Source organism: Streptomyces sp. NPDC002734, assembly GCF_040295685.1.
GTDB lineage: Bacteria > Actinomycetota > Actinomycetes > Streptomycetales > Streptomycetaceae > Streptomyces.
This window is the reverse complement of record NZ_JBEOVU010000010.1, coordinates 172,348-192,970: the sequence shown is the minus strand read 5'-3', so window position 1 is coordinate 192,970 and position 20,623 is coordinate 172,348. Positions and strand designations below refer to the sequence as shown.

The 20,623-nt window shown below is 74.1% G+C and carries 19 protein-coding genes; 11 read left to right on the top strand and 8 right to left on the bottom strand.

Features of this window, described 5'->3' with window-relative positions:
* Positions 1-141 precede the first annotated feature (141 nt).
* From ABT026_RS12005 to ABT026_RS11995, 3 genes are all read right to left on the bottom strand, one after another.
* Entirely contained in the window at positions 142-1,182 is a 1,041-nt protein-coding gene (locus ABT026_RS12005; protein WP_351114077.1) for an alcohol dehydrogenase catalytic domain-containing protein, read from the bottom strand.
* 84 nt (positions 1,183-1,266) lie between these two features.
* Entirely contained in the window at positions 1,267-3,060 is a 1,794-nt protein-coding gene (locus ABT026_RS12000; protein WP_351114076.1) for a sensor histidine kinase, read from the bottom strand.
* A 134-nt stretch (positions 3,061-3,194) separates the two neighbouring features.
* Positions 3,195-3,875, bottom strand: coding sequence for a response regulator (locus ABT026_RS11995; protein ID WP_351114075.1), 681 nt, complete (start codon positions 3,873-3,875; stop codon positions 3,195-3,197).
* Between the two features lie 149 nt (positions 3,876-4,024).
* Here ABT026_RS11995 and ppdK point away from each other — a divergent pair, with 149 nt between their 5' ends.
* From ppdK to ABT026_RS11980, 3 genes are all read left to right on the top strand, one after another.
* Complete coding sequence (gene ppdK, locus ABT026_RS11990; protein WP_351114074.1) at positions 4,025-6,742, top strand: pyruvate, phosphate dikinase; 2,718 nt, start codon at positions 4,025-4,027, stop codon at positions 6,740-6,742.
* A 110-nt stretch (positions 6,743-6,852) separates the two neighbouring features.
* Positions 6,853-7,365 (top strand): pyridoxamine 5'-phosphate oxidase family protein, encoded by a 513-nt coding sequence (locus ABT026_RS11985; RefSeq protein WP_351114073.1) that lies wholly within the window; start codon positions 6,853-6,855, stop codon positions 7,363-7,365.
* Positions 7,366-7,418: 53 nt separating this feature from the next.
* Entirely contained in the window at positions 7,419-7,784 is a 366-nt protein-coding gene (locus ABT026_RS11980; protein WP_351114071.1) for a DUF779 domain-containing protein, read from the top strand.
* 8 nt (positions 7,785-7,792) lie between these two features.
* Here the strand turns inward: ABT026_RS11980 and ABT026_RS11975 are convergent, their stop codons facing one another.
* The 4 genes from ABT026_RS11975 to ABT026_RS11960 form a co-directional block, all read right to left on the bottom strand.
* Positions 7,793-7,987 carry a hypothetical protein gene (locus tag ABT026_RS11975; RefSeq protein ID WP_351114070.1) on the bottom strand — a complete coding sequence of 65 codons (195 nt, stop codon included), beginning with the start codon at positions 7,985-7,987 and terminating at the stop codon, positions 7,793-7,795.
* A 161-nt stretch (positions 7,988-8,148) separates the two neighbouring features.
* Positions 8,149-9,267, bottom strand: coding sequence for an acyl-CoA dehydrogenase family protein (locus tag ABT026_RS11970; RefSeq protein WP_351114069.1), 1,119 nt, complete (start codon positions 9,265-9,267; stop codon positions 8,149-8,151).
* Positions 9,264-10,445 (bottom strand): acyl-CoA dehydrogenase family protein, encoded by a 1,182-nt coding sequence (locus ABT026_RS11965; protein ID WP_351114068.1) that lies wholly within the window; start codon positions 10,443-10,445, stop codon positions 9,264-9,266. Before ABT026_RS11965 ends, ABT026_RS11970 begins: the two co-directional genes overlap by 4 nt.
* A complete protein-coding gene (locus ABT026_RS11960; RefSeq protein WP_351114067.1) occupies positions 10,442-11,419 on the bottom strand; it encodes an NADPH:quinone oxidoreductase family protein in 978 nt (325 codons plus the stop codon). Before ABT026_RS11960 ends, ABT026_RS11965 begins: the two co-directional genes overlap by 4 nt.
* Positions 11,420-11,748: 329 nt before the next feature.
* Here ABT026_RS11960 and ABT026_RS11955 point away from each other — a divergent pair, with 329 nt between their 5' ends.
* From ABT026_RS11955 to ABT026_RS11940, 4 genes are read left to right on the top strand one after another with little or no spacing between them, the layout of a single operon-like run.
* The gene (locus ABT026_RS11955; protein ID WP_351114066.1) at positions 11,749-13,290 is read left to right on the top strand and encodes an ATP-dependent DNA ligase; all 1,542 of its coding nucleotides are present in this window, start codon (positions 11,749-11,751) and stop codon (positions 13,288-13,290) included.
* On the top strand, positions 13,287-13,793 hold the full coding sequence (locus ABT026_RS11950; protein WP_351114065.1) for an NUDIX hydrolase: 507 nt from the start codon (positions 13,287-13,289) through the stop codon (positions 13,791-13,793). The genes ABT026_RS11955 and ABT026_RS11950 overlap by 4 nt, the downstream gene beginning before the upstream one ends.
* Positions 13,794-13,807: 14 nt before the next feature.
* Complete coding sequence (locus ABT026_RS11945) at positions 13,808-15,193, top strand: NADP-dependent succinic semialdehyde dehydrogenase (RefSeq protein ID WP_351114064.1); 1,386 nt, start codon at positions 13,808-13,810, stop codon at positions 15,191-15,193.
* A 25-nt stretch (positions 15,194-15,218) separates the two neighbouring features.
* A complete protein-coding gene (locus ABT026_RS11940) occupies positions 15,219-15,452 on the top strand; it encodes a DUF6213 family protein (RefSeq protein WP_351114062.1) in 234 nt (77 codons plus the stop codon).
* Between the two features lie 28 nt (positions 15,453-15,480).
* Here the strand turns inward: ABT026_RS11940 and ABT026_RS11935 are convergent, their stop codons facing one another.
* Entirely contained in the window at positions 15,481-16,629 is a 1,149-nt protein-coding gene (locus ABT026_RS11935; RefSeq protein ID WP_351114061.1) for a hypothetical protein, read from the bottom strand.
* Positions 16,630-16,756: 127 nt separating this feature from the next.
* Between ABT026_RS11935 and ABT026_RS11930 the strand changes: the two genes are divergently transcribed.
* From ABT026_RS11930 to ABT026_RS11915, 4 genes are all read left to right on the top strand, one after another.
* The gene (locus ABT026_RS11930; protein ID WP_351114060.1) at positions 16,757-17,857 is read left to right on the top strand and encodes a type III polyketide synthase; all 1,101 of its coding nucleotides are present in this window, start codon (positions 16,757-16,759) and stop codon (positions 17,855-17,857) included.
* 49 nt (positions 17,858-17,906) lie between these two features.
* A complete protein-coding gene (locus ABT026_RS11925; RefSeq protein ID WP_351114059.1) occupies positions 17,907-19,130 on the top strand; it encodes a cytochrome P450 in 1,224 nt (407 codons plus the stop codon).
* A gap of 7 nt (positions 19,131-19,137) precedes the next feature.
* On the top strand, positions 19,138-19,689 hold the full coding sequence (locus tag ABT026_RS11920) for a cupin domain-containing protein (protein WP_351114058.1): 552 nt from the start codon (positions 19,138-19,140) through the stop codon (positions 19,687-19,689).
* Between the two features lie 117 nt (positions 19,690-19,806).
* Complete coding sequence (locus ABT026_RS11915) at positions 19,807-20,547, top strand: Type 1 glutamine amidotransferase-like domain-containing protein (RefSeq protein ID WP_351114057.1); 741 nt, start codon at positions 19,807-19,809, stop codon at positions 20,545-20,547.
* Positions 20,548-20,623 lie beyond the last annotated feature (76 nt).

The window sequence follows — 20,623 nt, the reverse complement described above, 5'->3', positions numbered from 1 at the left end:
ATTGCCACGCTGGTGCTGGGCCTCCTCGGCCTCTCGTACATCCTGGGCTACGGCACCACCCAGATGATCGTCGTCGCCCGCCAGGGCTTCTCCGGACGACGCACGCGGCGCCCGGCCCCCGCCACTCCGCCACCAGCGCGGTCAGCCCGCGGTGAGCGCCACCTTCAGGGCGCCGGTCTCCCCGGCGCGGGAGAAGACGTCGTAGGCCTCGTCCATCTCCTGCAGCCCGAACCGGTGGGTGATGAACCCGCCGACGTCCAGTCCGCCGGAGGCGACCATCTTCAGCAGGGTCGGCGTGGTGCTGGTGTCGACCAGGCCGGTGGTCATGGTGATGCCCTTGATCCACAGGTCCTCGAGGTGCAGCGTGACCGGTTCCCCGTGCACGCCCGCGTTGGCGATGTACCCGCCGGGCCGCACGAGTTCCGTGCACTGCTCGAAGGTCGCCGGGATGCCCACGGCCTCGATGGTGACGTCCGCGCCGAGGCCGTCGGTCAGCTCGAGGACCTTGGCCCTGACGTCGTCGTCCGGCGCGAGTGCGACGTCGGCCCCGTGCCGCAGGGCCGCCTCGCGCCGCTGCGCCGCCGGGTCGACGGCGATCACCTGACGCGGGGAGAAGAGCCTGGCGGTGGTCATCGCCGCGAGGCCCACCGGCCCGGCGCCGACCACCACCACGACGTCGCCCGGCGAGACCCGGCCGTTGAGCACGCCGATCTCGTAGGAGGTCGGCAGGATGTCGGCGAGCAGCAGCGCGTCCTCGTTCGAGACGCTGTCGGGCAGCTTGTACGTGGAGGTGTCGGCGAACGGGACACGGACGTACTCGGCCTGCACGCCGTCGATCATGTGCCCGAGGATCCAGCTGCCTCCGCCGGTGCACAGGCTGTAGCGGGACTCCCGGCAGAAGCGGCAGCGGCCGCAGGAGGTGATGCAGGAGATCAGCACCCGGTCGCCGGGGGCGACGTTGGTGACCGAGTCGCCCACGCTCTGCACCGTGCCGACGGCCTCGTGGCCTAGGATCCGGCCGGGCGTCACCGCGGGGACGTCGCCCTTGAGGATGTGCAGGTCGGTGCCGCAGATGGTGACCGCGTCGACCTTGATCACCGCGTCGGTGGAGTCCTGGACTTCGGGGTCGGGGACGTCCTCCCAGGAGCGTTGTCCGGGTCCGTGGAACACGAGAGCCTTCATGGGTGTCGGCCTCCAGAGGTCGGGCGGGAACACCCCCCGCTCCAGGCTAGGGAGCGTTCCGCCCGCCCGCACCCGCGGGAGGGTTCAGCCCTTCAGCGGGGCCCGCATCACCAGCCGGGCGCCGCGGTCGGCGACCTCACGGGTGAGCGAGCCGCCGAGCTCCTCGGTGCGCCGGACCGCCCCCCGCAGCCACTCGTCGCCGGGCCCGTCGCCGGGCCCGTCGCCGGGCCCGTCGCCGCCCGGGACGCCCTTCCCCCGCGTGCTCCCCTGCGCGCCCCGCGCCGGCGGTCCCGCCCCGTCGTCGGTGACGGTGAGCGTGACCTCGCCGTCGGCCGTCTCCAGCACCACGTCGGCGCGGCCGGCCCGGGCGCGCCGGGCGACGTCGGCCAGCGCCTCGGAGAGGACGGCCACCGCGTGGTCGCCGAGGGCCGCCGGGACGTCGTTGTCGATCAGGCCGTCGGTGCGGACGCTGGGGGTGAACCCGAGCTCCCGCGCCGCCTCGGCGACGGTCCGCACCACCCGGGAGCGCAGTCCGGCGCCGCTGAGGTCGTCGCGTGAGCGGAGCCCGAAGATCGTCGACCGGATGATCTTGATGGTCTCGTCCAGGTCGTCGACCGCCTGCATGACCCGCTCCGAGGCCTGCGGGTGGTCGATGAAGCGGCCGGCGCTCTGCAGCGTCATGCCGGTGGCGAAGAGCCGCTGGATGGCCAGGTCGTGCAGGTCGCGGGCGATCCGGTCGCGGTCCTGGAGCATCGCGATCTGCTCGGCCTCGCGGCGCCGGTCGGCGAGCTCCATGGCGACGGCCGCCTGGGCCGCGAAGCCCTGAAGCGGCTCGATCTCGGTCGCGTTGAACGCCGTCCGTCCGGTTTCGCGCACCAGCAGCACCACGCCGCGCACGTCGGCGACGCCGCTGCCGATGGGCAGCGCGACCGCGGGGCCCATGCCGGCCGTGCGGGGCAGCGCGGACAGCGCCTTCTCGTCCTTGGAGACGTCGTGCACCACCACCGGGTGTCCGGAGGCGAAGGCCCGGCCGATCAGGCTGTCGTCCTGGGCGAGCACCAGTCCGCGGTACTCCTCGGCGCCCTCGCCGAAGGCGAGCTCCAGCACGAGCGAGCCGGTGCCCTCCACCGGCACCGCCACCACCGCGATCTGCGCGCCGGTGACCTCGTGGGCCCGCTCGGCGATCAGCGCCAGCGCCTCGCCGCGGTCGCTGCCGGACATCAGGCTGCGGGTGATCTCCGCGCTGGCCCGCAGCAGCCGCTGGCGCAGCAGGGACTCCTCGTAGAGGCGCGCGTTCTCGATGGCCACCCCGGCCGCCACGGCCAGGGTGGACAGCACGGCGACGTCCTCCTCGTCGAAGGCCTGGCCGTTGCCCTTCTCCGTCAGGTAGAGGTTGCCGAAGACCTTGTCGCGGACCCGGATCGGGACGCCGAGGAAGCTCTCCATCGGCGGGTGGTTGGTCGGGAACCCGAAGGACTCCGGGTGGTCGGAGAGCCGCTCCAGGCGCAGCGGCTCGGGGTGCCGGACGAGCTGGCCGAGGATGCCGTGCCCGGCCGGGAAGCTGGCGATCTGCGCGATCCGGTCCTCGTCGACGCCGACCATGTAGAACGAGGAGAGCCCCTCGCCGTCGGGGGTGAGGACGCCGAGGGCGCCGTAGCGGGCGTCGACGAGGACGGTGGCGGACTCCACGACCCCGCGCAGCACCTGCTCCAGGTCGAGCTCCCGGCCCACCGAGAGCACCGCCTCGAGCAGGCTGTGGATGCGGTCCCTGGTGCCGCGGGCCGCCTGGAGACGGCCCTGGAGCTCGTCCAGCAGGTCGTCCAGCCGCAGGTGCGGCAGGCGCACCTCGCGGCGGGCCAGGTCGTCCGTGTCGTTCACCGGTGTCCTCCCGTAGACCTGCCGTTCACGCGCCGCGGCGCATATGCCAACGGTAGCGGCCGGACGGGCGCACACGGTAAGGACCGGGGCGATCCACGGCGGGACGGTGCACGCCCGGGCAGGGGCCCGGCCCTCTACCGGTGCCCGTCGCGCACCTGGGTGGCGATGACGGCCGCCTGGACCCGGCGCTCCACGCCGAGCTTGGCCAGCAGGCGCGAGATGTGGTTCTTGACCGTCTTCTCCGCGAGGAACAGCCGCTCGCCGATCTGCCGGTTGGTGAGCCCTTCGCCGATCAGGTCCAGGATCTCCCGCTCGCGTTCGGTGAGGTCCGGGAGGCGGGCGGCGGCGGGGCGGCGGGTCTCCTCGCCGCGCAGCCGGCGCATCAGCCGGGCGGTCGCCGACGGGTCGAGCAGCGAGCGCCCGGCGGCCACCGCGCGGACCGCGGCGACCAGGTCGGAGCCCTGGATCTGCTTGAGCACGTAGCCCGCCGCCCCGGCCATCACGGAGTCCAGCAGCGCCTCGTCGTCGTCGAAGGAGGTGAGCATCAGGCAGGCGAGGTCCGGCATGCGGGAGCGCAGCTCCCGGCATACGCTCACCCCGTCGCCGTCGGGCAGCCGGACGTCCAGCACGGCCACGTCCGGGCGCAGCGCGGGAGCGCGGACGAGGGCCTGGGCCACCGTGGCGGCCTCACCGACCACGGTGACGTCCGGCTCGTCGTTCAGGAGGTCGTGCACCCCGCGCCTGACCACCTCGTGGTCGTCGAGAAGAAAGACCCGGATCGGGCTCGCGGGGCCGGCCGGCCGGCTGTCCGCCATCGGTTGCTCCTTGTCGTTCGGCAGGGGGTCACTCCAACGATCATGCCTCGGTCCCGGGCCCTCGGGCCAGGGCCGAGCGGCCCTGACCGGCCCCGCGAGGGGCTCGCGCAGGGCCCGCGCAGCCCGCACGACCTACTGGGGAGCATGCCATGGTCCGTTACGTGTACGACTTCGCGGAGGGCGGCCGGGAGATGGCCGGCCTGCTGGGCGGCAAGGGGTCCAACCTGGCGGAGATGACCCGGATGGGCCTGCCGGTGCCGCCGGGTTTCGTGATCAGCACGGAGGCGTGCCGGGCGTACCTGGCGACCGGGTCCGCGCCGCGGGAGCTGGACGCGGAGGTGGCCCGTCACCTGGCCGCGGTGGAGGAGTCGGCCGGGCGGGCACTGGGCCGGCCGGACGACCCGCTGCTGCTGTCGGTGCGCTCCGGGGCCCGCTTCTCCATGCCGGGGATGATGGAGACGATCCTGAACGTCGGCCTCACCGACGCGTCGGTGCACGGTCTGGCCCGGGTGTCCGGCAGCGAGCGGTTCGCCTGGGACTCCTACCGCCGGCTGCTTCAGATGTTCGGCGCGACGGTGATGGGCGTGCCCGCGTCCCGGTTCGATGAGGCCCTGGAGGCGCTGAAGGCGCGCCGCGGCGCGCGGGACGACCTGGGGCTGGACGCGGAGGACCTGGCGGGGCTGGCCGATGTCTTCAAGGACCTGATCCGGCGGGAGACCGGCGAGGAGTTCCCGCAGGACCCGGCGGAGCAGCTGCGGCGTGCGGTCCTGGCGGTGTTCGCGTCGTGGAACGGGGAGCGGGCGCGGCTCTACCGGCGCCGCGAGCACATCCCGGACGACCTGGGCACGGCGGTCACCGTGCAGCGGATGGTGTTCGGGAACCTGGGCGCGGACTCCGGCAGCGGCGTGGCGTTCACCCGCGACCCGGCGACCGGGCGGCCGGGGATCTACGGGGACTACCTGCCGAACGCGCAGGGCGAGGACGTGGTGTCCGGCATCCGCAACACGGTGCCGCTGGCCGACCTGGAGCGGCTGGACCCCGTCTCGTACGGGCGGCTGCTGGAGATCATGGAGACCCTGGAGCGGCACTACACGGATCTGTGCGACATCGAGTTCACCGTCGAACGCGGTGAGCTGTGGATGCTGCAGACCCGGGTCGGCAAGCGGACCGCCGAGGCGGCGTTCGCCATCGCGGACGCGCTGGTGCGGGAGGGCCTGATCGACCGCCGGGAGGCCCTGGCGAGGGTGGGCGGCGAAGGGCTGGCCCGGCTGATGTTCCCCCGGTTCGACGCGGACCGCACCGGCGAGCCGCTGGCGCACGGGGTGGCCGCGTCGCCGGGCGCGGCGGTCGGCGCGGTGGTGTTCGACTCGGCGGAGGCGGCACGGCGGGCGGCGGCCGGCGAGAAGGTGGTCCTGGTCCGCCAGGAGACGAACCCGGACGACCTGCCGGGCATGGTGGCCGCGCAGGCCGTCCTGACGAGCCGGGGCGGCAAGACCAGCCACGCGGCGGTGGTGGCGCGCGGCATGGGCAAGGTGTGCGTGTGCGGGGCGGAGGAGCTGGTGGTGGACACGGCCGCCCGCCGGTTCACCGCGCCTGACGGCACGGTGGTCGAGGAGGGCCGGGTGGTCTCGGTGGACGGCTCCTCCGGCGCGGTGTACCTGGGCGAGGCGCCGCTGGTGCCCTCGGAGGTGATGCGTCACCTCGAGGGCGGCGTGGAGGGTGCGGTGCGGGGAGCCGCGGAGGAGGGCTCTCTGGTCGCCGCCGTGACGCGCGCCCTGGAGCAGGCGGACGCCGCGCGGCGGCTGGAGGTGCGGGCCAACGCGGACACCCCCGAGGACGCGGCCAGGGCCCGCCGCTTCGGCGCGCAGGGCATCGGCCTGTGCCGCACCGAGCACATGTTCCTCGGTGAGCGGCGGCAGCTGGTGGAGCAGATGATCCTGGCCCGCTCCCCCGGCGAGCGGGAGCAGGCGCTGGGCGCGCTCCTGCCGCCGCAGACGGCGGACTTCACCGGCATCCTCGAGGCGATGGACGGCCTGCCGGTCACCATCCGGCTGCTGGACCCGCCGCTGCACGAGTTCCTGCCCGACCGCGTCGAACTGTCGGTGCGCGTCGCCACCGCCGAGGCCCGCGGGGAGCGCCCCGAGCCACGCGACCTGGAGCTGCTGGCGGCCGTGGACCGCATGCACGAGGAGAACCCCATGATGGGCCTGCGCGGCGTCCGGCTGGGCCTCGCGGTGCCGGGCCTGGTGGCCATGCAGGTGCGGGCGGTGGCCTCCGCGGTGGTGGCGCGCGTCCGGGCCGGCGGCGATCCGCGCGCGGAGATCATGGTGCCGCTGGTGGGCGACGTGGAGGAGCTGCGGCTGGTGAAGGCCGAGGTGGAGCGGGTTCTGGCGGAGGTGCGCGAGCAGTCCGGCGTGACGGTGCACTGCCCGGTCGGCACGATGATCGAGCTGCCCCGCGCGGCGCTGACCGCGGGCCCGATCGCCGAGGAGGCCGCGTTCTTCTCCTTCGGCACCAACGACCTCACCCAGACCACCTGGGGCTTCTCCCGCGACGACGTGGAGGCGGAGTTCTTCCCCGCGTACATCGACCACGGCGTCTTCGCGTCCTCCCCGTTCGAGTCTCTGGACGAGGAGGGGGTGGGACGGCTGGTGCGGATCGCCGTCGAGGAGGGCCGGCAGGCGCGTCCGGCCTTGCAGATCGGGGTCTGCGGCGAGCACGGCGGCGACCCGGCGTCGGTGCACTTCTTCCACGCGGCGGGGCTCGACTACGTCTCCTGCTCGCCGTTCCGCGTCCCGGTGGCCCGGCTGGAGGCGGGCCGTGCGGCGCTGGCCGACGGGGACGGCGGGGACGGCGGCGGCCGCTGACCGGGGCCGGGTGACGGGGCCGAAGGACCCTGGCGGCACGGTGCCCCGCGCGGTTGCATGGAACGTGACCGCCCGCGCGCCCGGCGCCGGCCCGACCACTGGACTCGCCCATGCACCTCGACGATGCCACCGGGCGCACCGCGACGACGAGCGGCCGCGCCGAGCCGTCCCCCGACGCCCGGACGCGCGGCCCGGAGGCCCGCCGGGGCATTCCCCTCGACGAGGCCGAGGCGCTGCGGCTGATGGCCACCGTGTCGCTGGGCCGGCTGGTGTTCACCCGGCAGGCGCTGCCCACGGTGCGCCCGGTGAGCCACCTGCTGGACGACGGGGACATCGTCATCCGCACCCCGGACGCCGCCGCGCTGCTCTCGCACGGCCTCCCGGACGTGCGGCGTGGCGTGGTGGTGGCGTACGAGGCGGGCTCCATCGACCCGCGCACCCACCTGGGCTGGAGCGTCTCGGTCACCGGCTACGCGATGCCGGTGGAGGACGGGGCGGACCTGGAGCGCTACCGCTCCCTGCTGCGTCCGCTGGGCCCGCCGCACGCCGACCGTCCGGTGCGGATCCGTCCCGAGCTGGTCAGCGGCGTGCTGCTGGTGCGTGAGGACGGCGGCGCCGACTGACGGCGGCGAGGGCCGCAACGTCGTCGCAACCTCCGGTGCGCTGTGCTGGCCGCATGGACGACGACACCCCGCCCGTGGAGCTCACCGCCGAGGCGGCCCGCCTGGTGCGGCGACTGAGCGAGCTGCACGGTCCCCTGATGTTCCACCAGTCCGGCGGCTGCTGCGACGGCAGCGCCCCCATGTGCTACCCGGAGGGCGAGTTCCGCACCGGCGCCTCCGACGTCCGCCTCGCCGAGCTGCGCGTCGAGGGCGTCGAGCGGCCGGTGGGCTTCTGGATGTCGCGCGCCCAGTACGAGGTGTGGCGGCACACCCGGCTGATCGTGGACGTGGTCCCCGGCCGGGGCAGCGGCTTCTCCCTGGAGGCGCCGGAGGGCGTCCGCTTCCTGATCCGCTCCCGGCTGCTGCCGTCCGGCCCGTAGGGCGGGGGTCAGGGGTTGAGGCTGCTCATGATCTCCGTCGTGGCGGAGAGTCCGTTGTGGATGGTGGGGGCCATGCTGGTGCCGGCCAGGCAGAAGCCGAGCAGCACGCAGATCGTGGCGTGCGAGAGTTTGAGCGATCCGCAGCGCAGCAGGATGGTGGCCAGGATCAGCAGCAGGACCACCACAGAGATGGAAATGGCCATCAGGAATCTCCTCCACCGCACGCCCGGTTCACGGCTTTCGGCCGCAAGTGTGGCGCAGTGGGAGGAACGCCCGAGCGGTTGACGTGTCCGCCGAACGTGTGGTGTTCCGGTGGGCGGGAGGCGGCGGGGCGGGCGTACGGCCCGCCGCCTCCCGAGGCGCTCTAGCCCAACGGGGCGCGCAGGTCGACCAGTTCGGCCAGCCGCTCCTTGTGCCGGCCGGCCGTGCCGTAGGCGAGGGAGTCGGCCTTGGCCCGCTTGAGGTGGAGGTGGGTCGGGTGCTCCCAGGTCATGCCGATGCCGCCGTGCAGCTGCACCGCCTCCTCGGTCGCGTGGACGGCGACCCTGCTCGCGAACACCTGGGCGACCGCGACGGTCGTCGGCGCGTCCTCGCTGCCGGTGGCCAGCGCGTCGGCGGCGGCCCGCGCGACGGCGCGGAGGTTGACGACGTCCAGCCAGATCTTCGCCAGCCGGTGCTTGAGCGCCTGGAAGCCGCCGACCGGGCGGTTGAACTGCTTGCGTTCCTTGAGGTAGCCGACCGTCTCGGTCAACACCTGCTCCGCGACGCCCAGTTGTTCGGATGCCAGCAGTCCGGCGCCGGCCCGCAGGGCGCGCTCGACGGCCTCGGCGGCGTCGTCGGCGACCTTGCGCGCGGGCGCCCCGTCGAGGGTGACGGCGGCCACCGGGCGGGTGAGGTCGAAGGAGACCCGCGGGTCGACGGTGACCCCGTCGGCCGTCGTGTCCACGGCGTACAGGGCGCCGTCCGCGCCGGGAACCAGCAGCACGTCGGCGGCCTGGGCGTCGGCGACGCCGGTGAACTCGCCGTGCAGCGTGCCGTTGTCCACCCGGGCGGTGGGCACGGCGGCGCCGGGCGCGGTGTTCAGCGCGACCGCGAGGACGCCGACGGTCCGGCCGGAGGCGAGGGCGGCGAGCAGCCGGTCGGCCTCCTCGCCGGATCCGGCCAGCAGCGCCTCGGTGGCAACGACGGCGCTGGTCAGGTACGGCACCGGCGCGACGGCGCGGCCCAGTTCCTCCAGCACCACCGCGGCCTCGCGGTGGCTCGCGCCCTGCCCGCCGCGCTCCTCGGGGACCAGCAGGCCGGCCAGCCCCATGTCCTCGGTGAGGCTCTTCCACAGCGTCCGGTCGTGCGGCTCGCCCGACTCCGTGCGGGCGATCACGGAGGCGGCGTCGCACCGGTCGGCGAGCAGGTCGCGGACGGCGGCGCGCAGGTCCTCCTCCTCCTGCGAGTAGAGCAGGTCGGGGGTGGTGGCGGGGGCGCTCATCGGGCCAGGTCCTTCCAGGCGACGTCCTTGTCGGTGCGCGGCTCGGCAGGCAGGCCCAGCACGCGCTCGGCGACGATGTTCAGCAGGACCTCGCTGGTCCCGCCCTCGATGCTGTTGCCCTTGGAGCGCAGGTAGCGGTAGCCGGCGTCGCGGCCGGTGAAGTCGACCTGCTCGGGGCGGACCATCGTCCAGTCCTCGTACAACAGGCCCTCTTCGCCGAGGAGTTCGACCTCGAGTCCGCTGATCTGCTGGTTGAGGCGGGCGAAGGACAGCTTCATCCCGGCGCCCTCGGGGCCGGGCTGTCCGGCGACCAGCTGCTGCCGCAGCCGGGCGCCCGTGAGGCGGGCGGCCTCGGCCTCGACCCACAGGTCGAGCAGCCGCTGGTGGAGGTCGTGGGTGCGCAGCTCGGGGCGGTCGCGCCAGGTGGCGGCGACCTTGCCGATCATGCCGCCCTCGCGCGGGATCGGGGAGCCGCCGATGGCGACGCGCTCGTTGTTGAGGGTGGTCTGGGCGACCCGCCAGCCGTCGCCGACCTCGCCGAGGCGGCGGTCGTCGGGGATGCGGACGTCGCTGATGAAGACCTCGTTGAACTCGGCCTCGCCGGTGATCTGCCGCAGCGGGCGGACGTCGACGCCGGGGTCGGTCATGTCGCAGACGAAGTAGGTGATGCCGCGGTGCTTGGGCACGTCCGGGTCGGTGCGGGCGATCAGGATGGCCCAGCGGGCGACGTGGGCGCTGGAGGTCCACACCTTCTGCCCGTTGACCACCCACGTGTCGCCGTCCCTCACCGCGCGGGTGCCGAGGGCGGCCAGGTCGGAGCCGGCGCCGGGCTCGCTGAAGAGCTGGCACCAGACCTCCTCGCCGAGCCACAGCGGGCGCAGGAAGCGCTGCTTCTGCTCCTCGGTGCCGTACTGGAGGATGGTCGGCGCGGCCATGCCGAGGCCGATGCCGATGCGGCGCGGGTCGTTGTCCGGGGCGCCGGCCGCGGCGAGTTCGGCGTCCACCACGGACTGCAGGGTGCGGGGCAGGCCGAGGCCGCCGAGGCCCTCGGGGTAATGGACCCAGGCCAGACCCGCGTCGAAGCGGGCCTCCAGGAAGGCCTGGCGGTCGGTGGTGGCGGGCGGGTGCGCGGCCAGGAGGTCCTGGGTGCGGCGGCGCAGGTCCATCGCGTCGGTCATGCGGCGGCTCCGTTCTCCAGCGAGGGGACCACCACGACACGGCCGGTGGTGGCGCCTTCCCAGACCCGCTGCACGGCGTCGGCGGCGCCGCTCAGCGGCACCCGCTCGCTCACCAGCGGCCTGACGGCGCCCTTCGCGGCCAGCTCGGTGAGCTGCTCGTGGCAGTGCTGGACCAGCTTGGGGTTCTTGGTGTTGTACAGGCCCCAGTGCAGGCCGAGGATCGCGTAGTTCTTCACCAGCGCGTGGTTGAGGGCGGCGCTGGGGATGGTGCCGCTGGCGAAGCCGATCACCACGATGCGGCCCTCGAAGGCGACCACCTTGGTGGACTGCCGGAACGCCTCGCCGCCGACCGGGTCGTAGATCACGTCGGCGCCGCGGCCGCCGGTGGCCTCCTTGACGGCGGCGACGACGTCCTGGCTCTTGCGGTCGATCACGACGTCGCAGCCGAGCGAGCGGGCGACGGCGGCCTTCTCCGCGCCTCCGACCACGCCGATGACGGTGGCGCCGGCGGCCTTGCCGAGCTGGACGGCGGCGCTGCCGACGCCGCCCGCCGCGGCGTGCACCAGGAGGGTCTCGCCGGCCTGGAGGGCGGCGCGGCGGTGGAGGGCGAACCAGCTGGTCTGGTAGCCGATGTGCAGGGCGGCGGCCTCGGCGTCGTCCAGCGCCTCGGGGGCGGGCAGCAGGGCGCGGGAGTCCGCGAGGGCGTACTCGGCGAAGCCGCCGTGGGGCAGGACGGGGGTGGCGAGGACGCGGCGGCCGTCCTCGGTCTCGCCGCAGATCTCCACGCCGGGGGTGAACGGCATGGGGGGCTTCACCTGGTACTCGCCGCGGCACATCAGGCCGTCCGGGAAGTTGACGTTGGCCGCGCGCACCTTGAGGAGGACCTGGCCCTCGCCGGGCTCGGGCGGATCGGTCTCCACGGGGCGCATCACCTCACGGGGTGCGCCGTTCTCGTGCACGTGCCATGCCTGCATGGTGGGCCTCCCACGGCTGCCGGTGTCCTTGGCCGACGTCGGCGTCGCCGGCGTCGCTGTCGTCCCCGGCGCATACTAAGCGGTCGCTTGCCGCCAGGGAACCCTTGGCGCCGTGAACCACCCCGGCGGGCGGCGCCGACCCGCTCCGGGGGCTGCCGGGGCCACCTCCGCGGACGGCCGGGCGACCGGCGGCGGCACGCTCTGCGGCCCCGAGGGCCGCCCTGGAGCCGCGGCGGAGCACCCTGGGGGCGACGGCGGCCCGTCGGTCGCCGCCCCGGGGTGCGTGTCAGCGCCGGGATGAGGCCGCCCGCGCTGGGAACCTGGACGGCATGTTGCTGGTGCGTGTTGCCGCCGTGTCCCGCGAGGTCGCCGCCACCTCCTCGCGGTCCCGCAAGAAGGCCCTGCTGGCCGAGCTGTTCCGCGAGGCCGGGCCCGAGGACGTGCCCGTGGTGATCCCGTACCTGGCGGGACGGCTCCCCCAGGGGCGGCTGGGCGTCGGCTGGAAGACCCTCGGCGCACCGGTGTCCCCGGCGTCCGCCCCTTCGCTCACCGTGCTGGAGACCGACCGCGAGCTGACCGCGCTGAAGGCCGTCGGCGGGCCCGGATCGCAGGCCGAGCGCCTGCGGCTGGTGACCTCCCTGATGTCCCGCGCCACCGAGGAGGAGCAGGCGTTCCTGATCGCCCTGCTCACCGGCGAGGTCCGCCAGGGCGCCCTGGACGCCGCCGCCGCCGATGGCCTCGCCGAGGCCTCCGGGGCCCCGCCGGAGGACGTGCGCAGGGCGGTGATGCTGGCCGGCGGGCTCGCCCCGGTCGCCGAGGCGCTGCTGGCCGACGGGCCGCCCGCGCTGGAGCGCTTCCGTCTGACCGTGGGCAGCCCGGTGCTGCCGATGCTGGCGCAGAGCGCGCCCACGGCCTCCGACGCGGTCGTCCGGCTCGGCGGCGCGGCGGCGGTCGAGGAGAAGCTGGACGGCATCCGCGTCCAGGTGCACCGCGACGGCGACGAGATCCACGTCTTCACCCGCACCCTGGACGAGATCACCGACCGGCTCCCCGAGGTGGTCGCCGCAGCCCGCGAGCTGCGGGGCGAGCGCCTGATCCTGGACGGCGAGGTGATCGCGCTGGACGAGCGGGGGCGTCCCCGGCCCTTCCAGGAGACCGCCGGCCGCATCGGCTCGCGCACCGACGTGACCTCGGCCGCCCGGGCGGTGCCGGTCTCCCCCGTCTTCTTCGACGTCCTGCACGCCGACGGCCGCGACCTGATGGACCTGCCGTTCGCGGAGCGGCACGCCGAGCTGGCCCGCCTGGCGCCCGAGCCCCGGCGGGTGCGGCGCGCCGTGGTGCGCGGACCCGAGGACGCCGCGACGGCGGAGGACTTCCTCGCCGCGACGCTGGCGCGGGGCCACGAGGGCGTGGTGGTGAAGTCGCTGGACACCCCGTACAGCGCGGGCCGCCGTGGCGCGGGCTGGCTGAAGGTGAAGCCGGTGCACACCCTGGACCTGGTGGTGCTGGCCGCGGAGTGGGGCAGCGGGCGGCGCTCCGGAAAGCTGTCCAACCTGCACCTGGGCGCCCGCACCGCGGACGGCGGCTTCGCGATGCTCGGCAAGACCTTCAAGGGCATGACCGACGAGCTGCTGCGGTGGCAGACCGAGCGGTTCCAGGAGCTGGCCGTGGAGCAGCACTCGTGGGGCGTCACGGTCCGTCCCGAGCTGGTGGTGGAGATCGCCTACGACGGCCTGCAGCGTTCCTCCCGCTACCCGGCCGGCGTCACCCTGCGCTTCGCCCGGGTGCTGCGCTACCGGGAGGACAAGAGTGCCGCCGAGGCGGACACCGTGCAGACGCTGCTCGCCGCGCACCCCGGGGTGACCCGGTGAGCCGTGGTCACCGCAGCGCGGGCCTGCTGCTGCACCGGCGCACGGCCGGCGGCGAGGTGGAGGTGCTGCTCGGCCACATGGGCGGCCCCTTCTTCGCCCGCCGCGAGGCGGGCGCCTGGACGATCCCGAAGGGCGAGTACGAGGCGGACGAGGAGCCCCTCGCGGCGGCGCGCCGCGAGTTCCGCGAGGAGCTGGGGCTGGAGCCGCCGGACGGCCCCGCCGTGCCGCTCGGCGAGGTGCGGCAGGCCGGCGGCAAGACGGTCACCGTCTGGGCCGTCGAGGCGGACCTCGACCCGGACGCGGTCACCCCGGGCACCTTCGAGATGGAGTGGCCCCGCGGATCGGGCCGCCTCCAGCTCTTCCCCGAGCTGGACCGGGTCGCCTGGCTGCCGGTCGGGCGGGCCGCCGAGGTGGTCGTGAAGGCACAGGCCGAGTTTCTCCGCCGTCTCGCTGAGCACTCGGCGTCCGGTGGACCACCTGCGGGAGAACCGCACAGCGAGTGAGGAGTTGGTCGGGCATGCCCATCGCCACCGTGAATCCGGCGACCGGTGAGACGGTCCGGACGTTCGACGCCGTCGGGCCGGACGAGATCGAGCGCAGGCTCGCCGCCGCCGACGCGGCGTTCCGCGACCACCGGACCACGTCCTTCGCGGAGCGCTCCAGGCTGCTGCACCGGGCCGCGGACCTGCTGGAGAAGGAGAGCGAGGAGATCGCCCGGACGGTCACCACCGAGATGGGCAAGCCGATCACCCAGTCCCGCGCGGAGGCCGCCAAGTGCGTCAAGGCGATGCGCTGGTACGCCGACCGCGCGGAGGCCCTGCTGGCCGACGAGCACCCCGACCCGGCGGACGTCGCGGACTCCGGCGGCTCCCGGGCGGTGGTGCGCTACCGCCCCGTCGGCCCGGTGCTGGCGGTGATGCCGTGGAACTTCCCGCTCTGGCAGGTGGTGCGGTTCGCCGCGCCCGCGCTGATGGCCGGGAACGTGGGGCTGCTCAAGCACGCCTCGAACGTCCCGCAGACCGCCCTCTACCTGGACGGACTGTTCCGCCGGGCCGGCTTTCCCGAGGGCCGTTTCCAGACCCTGCTGGTGGGGTCGGCCGAGGTGGAGAAGATCGTGCGCGACCCGCGGGTGCGGGCCGCCACCCTCACCGGCAGTGAACCCGCCGGGCGGGCGGTGGCCGCGGCGGCGGGCGACGAGATCAAGCACACGGTCCTGGAACTGGGCGGCAGCGACCCGTACGTGGTGATGCCCTCCGCGGACGTCGCCCGGGCCGCCGAGGTCGCCGTCACCGCGCGCAACCAGAACGCGGGGCAGTCGTGCATCGCCGCCAAGCGGTTCATCGTGCACACCGACGTCTACGACGCCTTCGCCGAGCGGTTCACCGCCGGCGTACGGGCGCTGAAGGTCGGCGACCCGACGGACGAGTCCACCGACGTCGGCCCGCTCTCCTCCGAGCAGGGCCGGGCCGATCTGGAGGAGCTGGTCGACGACGCGGTGGCCCGGGGCGCCGAGGTGCTCTGCGGGGGCCGCCGTCCGGACGGACCGGGCTGGTTCTACGAGCCGACGGTGCTGGCCGGCATCACCCCGCAGATGCGGGTCCACCGCGAGGAGACGTTCGGCCCGGTCGCCACGCTGTACCGGGCCGGAGACCTGGAGGAAGCGGTGGCGATCGCCAACGACACGTCGTTCGGGCTGAGTTCCAACGTGTGGACCGACGACGAGGCGGAGGTCGAGCGGTTCGCCCGCGACCTGGAGGCGGGCGGCGTCTACGTCAACGGCATGACGGCCTCCCACCCGGCCTTCCCGTTCGGCGGAGTGAAGCGTTCCGGATACGGACGGGAGCTTTCCGGCCATGGCATCCGGGAGTTCTGCAACATCACGACCGTATGGCACGGAGCGTGACCCTTACGGGTCTACCATCCCCTTTGTGAACCGCGAAGTTACTCTCCCCCTGATCGTCGACAACGGCGGCACGTTGCAGGTGGCGGCCGCCGACGTCAGCAAGTTGCTGCGGGCGGTCGGCGGGCGGTGGGTGCGGCTGGTCGAGGACGGTCGTGACGACCTGGACGAGGACACGGTGGCGACGTTGGCCATCGAACTCGCGAAGCTCGCCGACCGGATCGACGTGGCCTGCATCGCCCACAGCAGCGACCGCCCCTGACCGATCCGCCCTCCCTCTCCTCTCCCCCTCACCTCTCGAGCAGCGCGTCCCAGAACCCGGCTTCGTAGGACCGCAGCAGGCGGCCGTGCCGACGCACGGCCGCCTCGTCGATCCGGCCTGCGTCGACCCACTCCTGGACGGCCGCCACCACCGACTCCTCGTACGCGGGCGCCGGCTCGGCGAACAGGTCGAAGAAGGCGCAGGCCGCGTCGTCCAGCCCGTAGTGCTCCCGCAGACCGCGGGCGATACGCGAGCAATAACCGCCCCACGCCGAGAAGTTGGCGGCGAGCGCCAGCACGGTGCCGGCCGGGGCGGCGTTGATCGCCAGCCAGGCCACGAACGCGGGGTACGCCTGGCAGCCGGCCCGCAGCTCGTACGTCTCCTCCGCCGGCGCGTCGGGAGTGTGCCGACCGGGTTCCTGGCCGGCCGGTCCGCCACCGGGCCTCTGCTCAGTTGGCACCTCGTCGCCGGGCCGCTGCTCGGCCGGTACCCGGTCGCCGCGCCTCTGCTCGGCCGGTACCCAGTCGCCGGGACCGGGGCCGCCGGACTCCTGGCCGCCGGGCGTTCGACCGCCGGCTCCCTGGCCGTCGGCCGTACCACCGCCGGGCCTCTGCCTGGCAGTCCCCTCGGTGGGCCCCCGGCGGCCGGGCGCCCGGCCGCTGCCGGGACCGCGCCCGTCCGGTCCCCCTGGCCGGGCGGCGTCGTGCCCGTCCGTGGCGGCCCCCGTGCCGCCCGTTTCCCCGGGCAGGGCGGCGCGCGCGGACACGTCCGCGTCACCCACGTCACCCGCGTCACCCGCGGCGTCGGGCGCGGGCACGGATCGGTCCCCGCCCCCGGACCTGTGCGCGTCCCCGCGCCCGCCCCCGCCCGGGGGGTCCGGGAGGGCGTCGACCGCGCGGGCGAAGGCGTCGAGACGGAGCGCCGCCTCCTCCTCCCCGCGGGCCAGTTCCGCGTAGTAGGCCGCGCACCGCGGCATGGCTGCGGCGCGCTCCGCGAGCCGCAGGAAGGCCCGCCGGTCCGCCGCGACCACCGCCCGTTCCTCCGCCGCCAGCGCCCGCAGCAGCGCCGGTGCGGCCTCGCCGCTCTCGATCAGCGGCACCACCCGGTTGGCCCCCGGGTCGGGGGCGAACTCCGCCCTGGCCCGTCGCAGCACTTCACCGGCGTCGACGCGCCCCATGTCGGCCTCCCGTCCTCGCTCCTGACGTCACCCTTCCCCGGTTGGACCACTTCCGCGCGATATCCGCGGGCGGCGGGGTGAGGCTGGGGGATGCACCGACCCATCCCCACGAAAGCAGGTGCGGCACATGGCCACGCTGTGCAAACCCTCGGTGTCCGTGCCCGAGCATGTGATCACCATGGAGGAGACGCTGGAGCTGGCGCGCTCCCGTCACCACGACCACCCGCAACTCCCCCTCGCCCTGCGGCTGATCGAGAACACCGGGGTCCGCACCCGGCGCATCGTGCAGCCCATCGAGGAGACCCTGAAGCACCCCGGCTTCGAGGACCGCAACAAGATCTACGAGGCCGAGGCCAAGGCCCGCGTCCCCGCCGTGGTGCGGGAGGCGCTGGACCACGCCGAGGTCCTGCCGAGCGACATCGACGTCATCATCTACGTCTCCTGCACGGGCTTCATGATGCCGTCGATGACCGCCTGGCTGATCAACGAGATGGGCTTCCCCTCCACGACGCGGCAGATACCGATCGCGCAGCTCGGTTGTGCGGCCGGCGGAGCCGCCGTGAACCGGGCACACGACTTCTGCACCGCCTACCCGGAGGCCAACGCGCTGATCGTGGCGTGCGAGTTCTGCTCGCTCTGCTACCAGCCCACCGACCTGGGCGTCGGCTCGCTGCTGTCCAACGGTCTGTTCGGCGACGGCATCGCCGCCGCCGTGGTCCGCGGACAGGGCGGCACCGGCATGCGGCTGGAGCGCAACAGCTCGTACCTGATCCCCAAGACCACGGACTGGATCTCGTACGACGTCCGGGCGACCGGGTTCCACTTCCTGCTGGACAAGCGGGTGCCAGGGACCATGGAGCCACTCGCCCCCGCCCTGCACGACCTGGCCCGCGCCCACTCGTGGAACGCCTCCGAGCTGGACTTCTACATCATCCACGCCGGCGGGCCGCGCATCCTCGACGACCTGACCAAGTACCTGCGTGTCGAGCCGCACGCCTTCCGGTTCAGCCGTGCGACGCTGACCGAGTACGGCAACATCGCCAGCGCCGTCGTGCTGGACGCCCTGCGCCGCCTGTTCGAGGAGGGCGGTGTCGAGGACGGGGCGCGCGGCATGCTCGCCGGCTTCGGACCGGGTATCACCGCCGAGATGTCGGTGGGCACCTGGCAGGTCGACGGCGGCGACCGGGCGCGCCGGACGACGGCCCGTGCGGTGCGGGCCCCGGCATGACCGGCGGCCCCGACCACCGCCCTGTTCGCGGACGGAGACGACACCCGAGATGACCTCCACCACCGACGAGGCCACCCCCTCCGCCATGCCCCCGGTGCGGGACTGGCCGGCGATCGACCTGCACGGCGCCGATTTCGACCCGGTCCTCACGGAGCTGATGCGCGAGGGCCCGGTCACCCGCATCTCCCTGCCCAACGGCGAGGGCTGGGCCTGGCTGGTCACCCGCTACGACGACGTCCGCGCGGTGACCAACGATCCCCGGTTCAGCCGGGCCGAGGTGATGGGCCGCCCGGTCACCCGGCTGGCCCCGCACTTCATCCCCGGTTCGGACGCGATCGGCTTCCTCGATCCGCCCGACCACACCCGTCTGCGCCGCTCGGTGGCCGCGGCCTTCACCGCGCGCGGCGTAGAGCGGGTGCGGGAGCGGTCGCGGCGGATGCTGGACGAGCTGGTCGACGACCTGCTCGCCAAGGGGCCGCCCGCCGACCTCACCGAGGCGGTGCTCAGTCCCTTCCCCATCGCCGTGGTCTGCGAGCTGATGGGCGTCCCGGCCTCGGACCGCGGCCTGATGCACGACTGGACCCAGCGGATCCTCTCCCAGTCGCACGGCGCCGAGGTCAGCACGAAGGCGCGCGAGGACATGTCCGCCTACTTCACCCGGCTGGTCGAGGAGCGGCGCGGCTCCGACGGTGAGGACGTCACGTCCCTGCTGGGCGCCGCCGTCGGCCGCGGCGAGATCACCGTCCGCGAGGCGGTGGGCCTTGCGGTCCTGGTGCAGATCGGCGGCGAGGCCGTCACCAACAACAGCGGGCAGATGTTCTACCTGCTGATGACCCGCCCCGAGCTGGCCGAGCGGATGCGGGCCGAGCCCGGCATCCGGGCGAAGGCCGTCGAGGAGCTGCTCCGCTACATCCCGCACCGCAACGCGGTGGGGCTGTCGCGGATCGCCACCGAGGACGTCGAGATCCGCGGCGTGCGGATCCGCGCGGGCGACGTGGTGTACAACTCCTACCTCTCGGCCAACCGCGACCCCGAGGTCTTCCCGGACCCCGACCGGATCGACCTGGACCGCAGTCCCAACCCGCACGTCGCCTTCGGATTCGGCCCGCACTACTGCGTGGGCGGCATGCTGGCGAGGCTCGAGTCCCAGCTCCTGGTGGACGCCCTGCTGGACCGTATGCCGGGGCTGCGGCTGGCGGTGCCGCCCGAGCAGGTGCCGTTCCGCAAGGGCGCCCTGATCCGCGGGCCCGAGGCCCTTCCGGTCACGTGGTGAGCGGCCGATGTCCATGACGGAGGGCCTGCTGGTGCCGCCCGGCCACGGCCGCACGGTGGCCACCCCGGCCCAGCACGTGACGTTCAAGGTCACCGGGGCCCACTCGCGGACCGCCTCCAGCTTCGAGGTGGTCGTCCCGCCCGGCTTCGACGTGGGCGCGCACGTCCACACCCGCAGCGAGGAGCTGTTCTACGTGCTGGAGGGCGAGCTGGACGTCCTCGCCTTCGAGCCGCGGGTGCGGACGCCCGACAACTGGCGCCGCTGGGAGTCCCTTTCCGGCAGCCGGGTCGTACGGGCCGGCCCCGGCACCGTCATCGCCGTCCCGCCAGGCTGCCCGCACGCCTTCGCCAACCCGACCGACACCCCGGCCCGGATGTTCTTCCAGGCCTCGCCTCCACCGGACCACGAGCGGTACTTCGAGGAGCTGCTGGAGATCCTCGCCGCCGGAGGTTCACCGGACGAGGCCGCGATCGAGGCCCTGCGGGCCCGCTACGACATCCAGCAGCTCACCCCGCTCCGCCACGGCGGCTACGTCCCGGCGCCCGAACCGGCGCCGTGACACCCGAGGGGGCGCGGGAACACCCCGCGCCCCCTCGGCGCTCCGTGGACGCGGGGGCGCGTCGGACGGCACGGGCCCACACGGGCCTGTCGACGCCCCACCGATACGATCATGCTCATGACGGCATCGGAACCGACCATTCTCGCGACCTCCGGCGGACACCGGGCCGGGGGCCGGGCCAGAGTGATGTTCGATGCCCTCGTGCACCACGCGGTCGACCTGTCCGGGGTGCACGGCCGACGTCCGCGCATCATGTACGTCGGTACCGCCATCGGGGACGCCGAGCACTTCACGGCCCGTATGACCGAGGCCGCCCGGGTGGCGGGTTTCGACCTGACCCCGTTGCACCTGTTCCCGATGCCCAATGTCGAGGACGTCGAAGGCTCGGTACTCGACCACGACGTCGTCTGGGTCATGGGCGGCTCGGTGGTCAATCTACTGGCGGTGTGGAGAGCGCACGGACTCGACCACATCATGCGCCGCGCCTGGCAGGAGGGCGTCGTGCTCAGCGGGGTCAGCGCCGGCTCCCTCTGCTGGTTCCGGGGAGGTGCCACCGATTCGTTCGGGCCGGAACTGCGCCCCGTCACGGACTCCCTCGGCTTCCTGCCCTACGGCAACGGCGTCCATTACGACTCCGACGAGGGCCGTCGCCCCCTGATTCACCGGATGACGGCGGACGGCGCTTTCCCTGCCGCGCACTGCACGGACGACGGCGTCGGCCTGGTGTACCGGGGAACGGAACTGGTCGAGGCGGTGACGGAGACCACGGGAAAGGGCGCCTACATCGTCAGGCGTGACGGCGGCGAGGTCACGGAGGAACGTGTCGAACCTCGTCTGCTGCCCTCGCCCCGGAAGTGATCCGCCCTCGCCCGCCCCCACCGAAGCCGGAAGCCAACCGTGGCGCAGCAAGTGACAACCCCCGGCGCCCCCTTCC

Excerpts from the sequence above, each read along its gene's own strand:
- ABT026_RS11965 (WP_351114068.1), bottom strand. The coding sequence starts at position 10,445 with ATGACCGACGCGATGGACCTGCGCCGCCGCACCCAGGACCTCCTGGCC.
- ABT026_RS11925 (WP_351114059.1), top strand. The coding sequence starts at position 17,907 with ATGACCTCCACCACCGACGAGGCCACCCCCTCCGCCATGCCCCCGGTG.
- ABT026_RS11915 (WP_351114057.1), top strand. The coding sequence starts at position 19,807 with ATGACGGCATCGGAACCGACCATTCTCGCGACCTCCGGCGGACACCGG.
- ABT026_RS11970 (WP_351114069.1), bottom strand. The coding sequence starts at position 9,267 with ATGAGCGCCCCCGCCACCACCCCCGACCTGCTCTACTCGCAGGAGGAG.
- ABT026_RS11960 (WP_351114067.1), bottom strand. The coding sequence starts at position 11,419 with ATGCAGGCATGGCACGTGCACGAGAACGGCGCACCCCGTGAGGTGATG.
- ABT026_RS11975 (WP_351114070.1), bottom strand. The coding sequence starts at position 7,987 with ATGGCCATTTCCATCTCTGTGGTGGTCCTGCTGCTGATCCTGGCCACC.
- ABT026_RS11935 (WP_351114061.1), bottom strand. The coding sequence starts at position 16,629 with ATGGGGCGCGTCGACGCCGGTGAAGTGCTGCGACGGGCCAGGGCGGAG.
- ABT026_RS12005 (WP_351114077.1), bottom strand. The coding sequence starts at position 1,182 with ATGAAGGCTCTCGTGTTCCACGGACCCGGACAACGCTCCTGGGAGGAC.
- ABT026_RS11955 (WP_351114066.1), top strand. The coding sequence starts at position 11,749 with ATGTTGCTGGTGCGTGTTGCCGCCGTGTCCCGCGAGGTCGCCGCCACC.
- ABT026_RS11945 (WP_351114064.1), top strand. The coding sequence starts at position 13,808 with ATGCCCATCGCCACCGTGAATCCGGCGACCGGTGAGACGGTCCGGACG.
- ABT026_RS11980 (WP_351114071.1), top strand. The coding sequence starts at position 7,419 with ATGGACGACGACACCCCGCCCGTGGAGCTCACCGCCGAGGCGGCCCGC.
- ABT026_RS11985 (WP_351114073.1), top strand. The coding sequence starts at position 6,853 with ATGCACCTCGACGATGCCACCGGGCGCACCGCGACGACGAGCGGCCGC.
- ABT026_RS11920 (WP_351114058.1), top strand. The coding sequence starts at position 19,138 with ATGTCCATGACGGAGGGCCTGCTGGTGCCGCCCGGCCACGGCCGCACG.
- ppdK (WP_351114074.1), top strand. The coding sequence starts at position 4,025 with ATGGTCCGTTACGTGTACGACTTCGCGGAGGGCGGCCGGGAGATGGCC.
- ABT026_RS11930 (WP_351114060.1), top strand. The coding sequence starts at position 16,757 with ATGGCCACGCTGTGCAAACCCTCGGTGTCCGTGCCCGAGCATGTGATC.
- ABT026_RS11995 (WP_351114075.1), bottom strand. The coding sequence starts at position 3,875 with ATGGCGGACAGCCGGCCGGCCGGCCCCGCGAGCCCGATCCGGGTCTTT.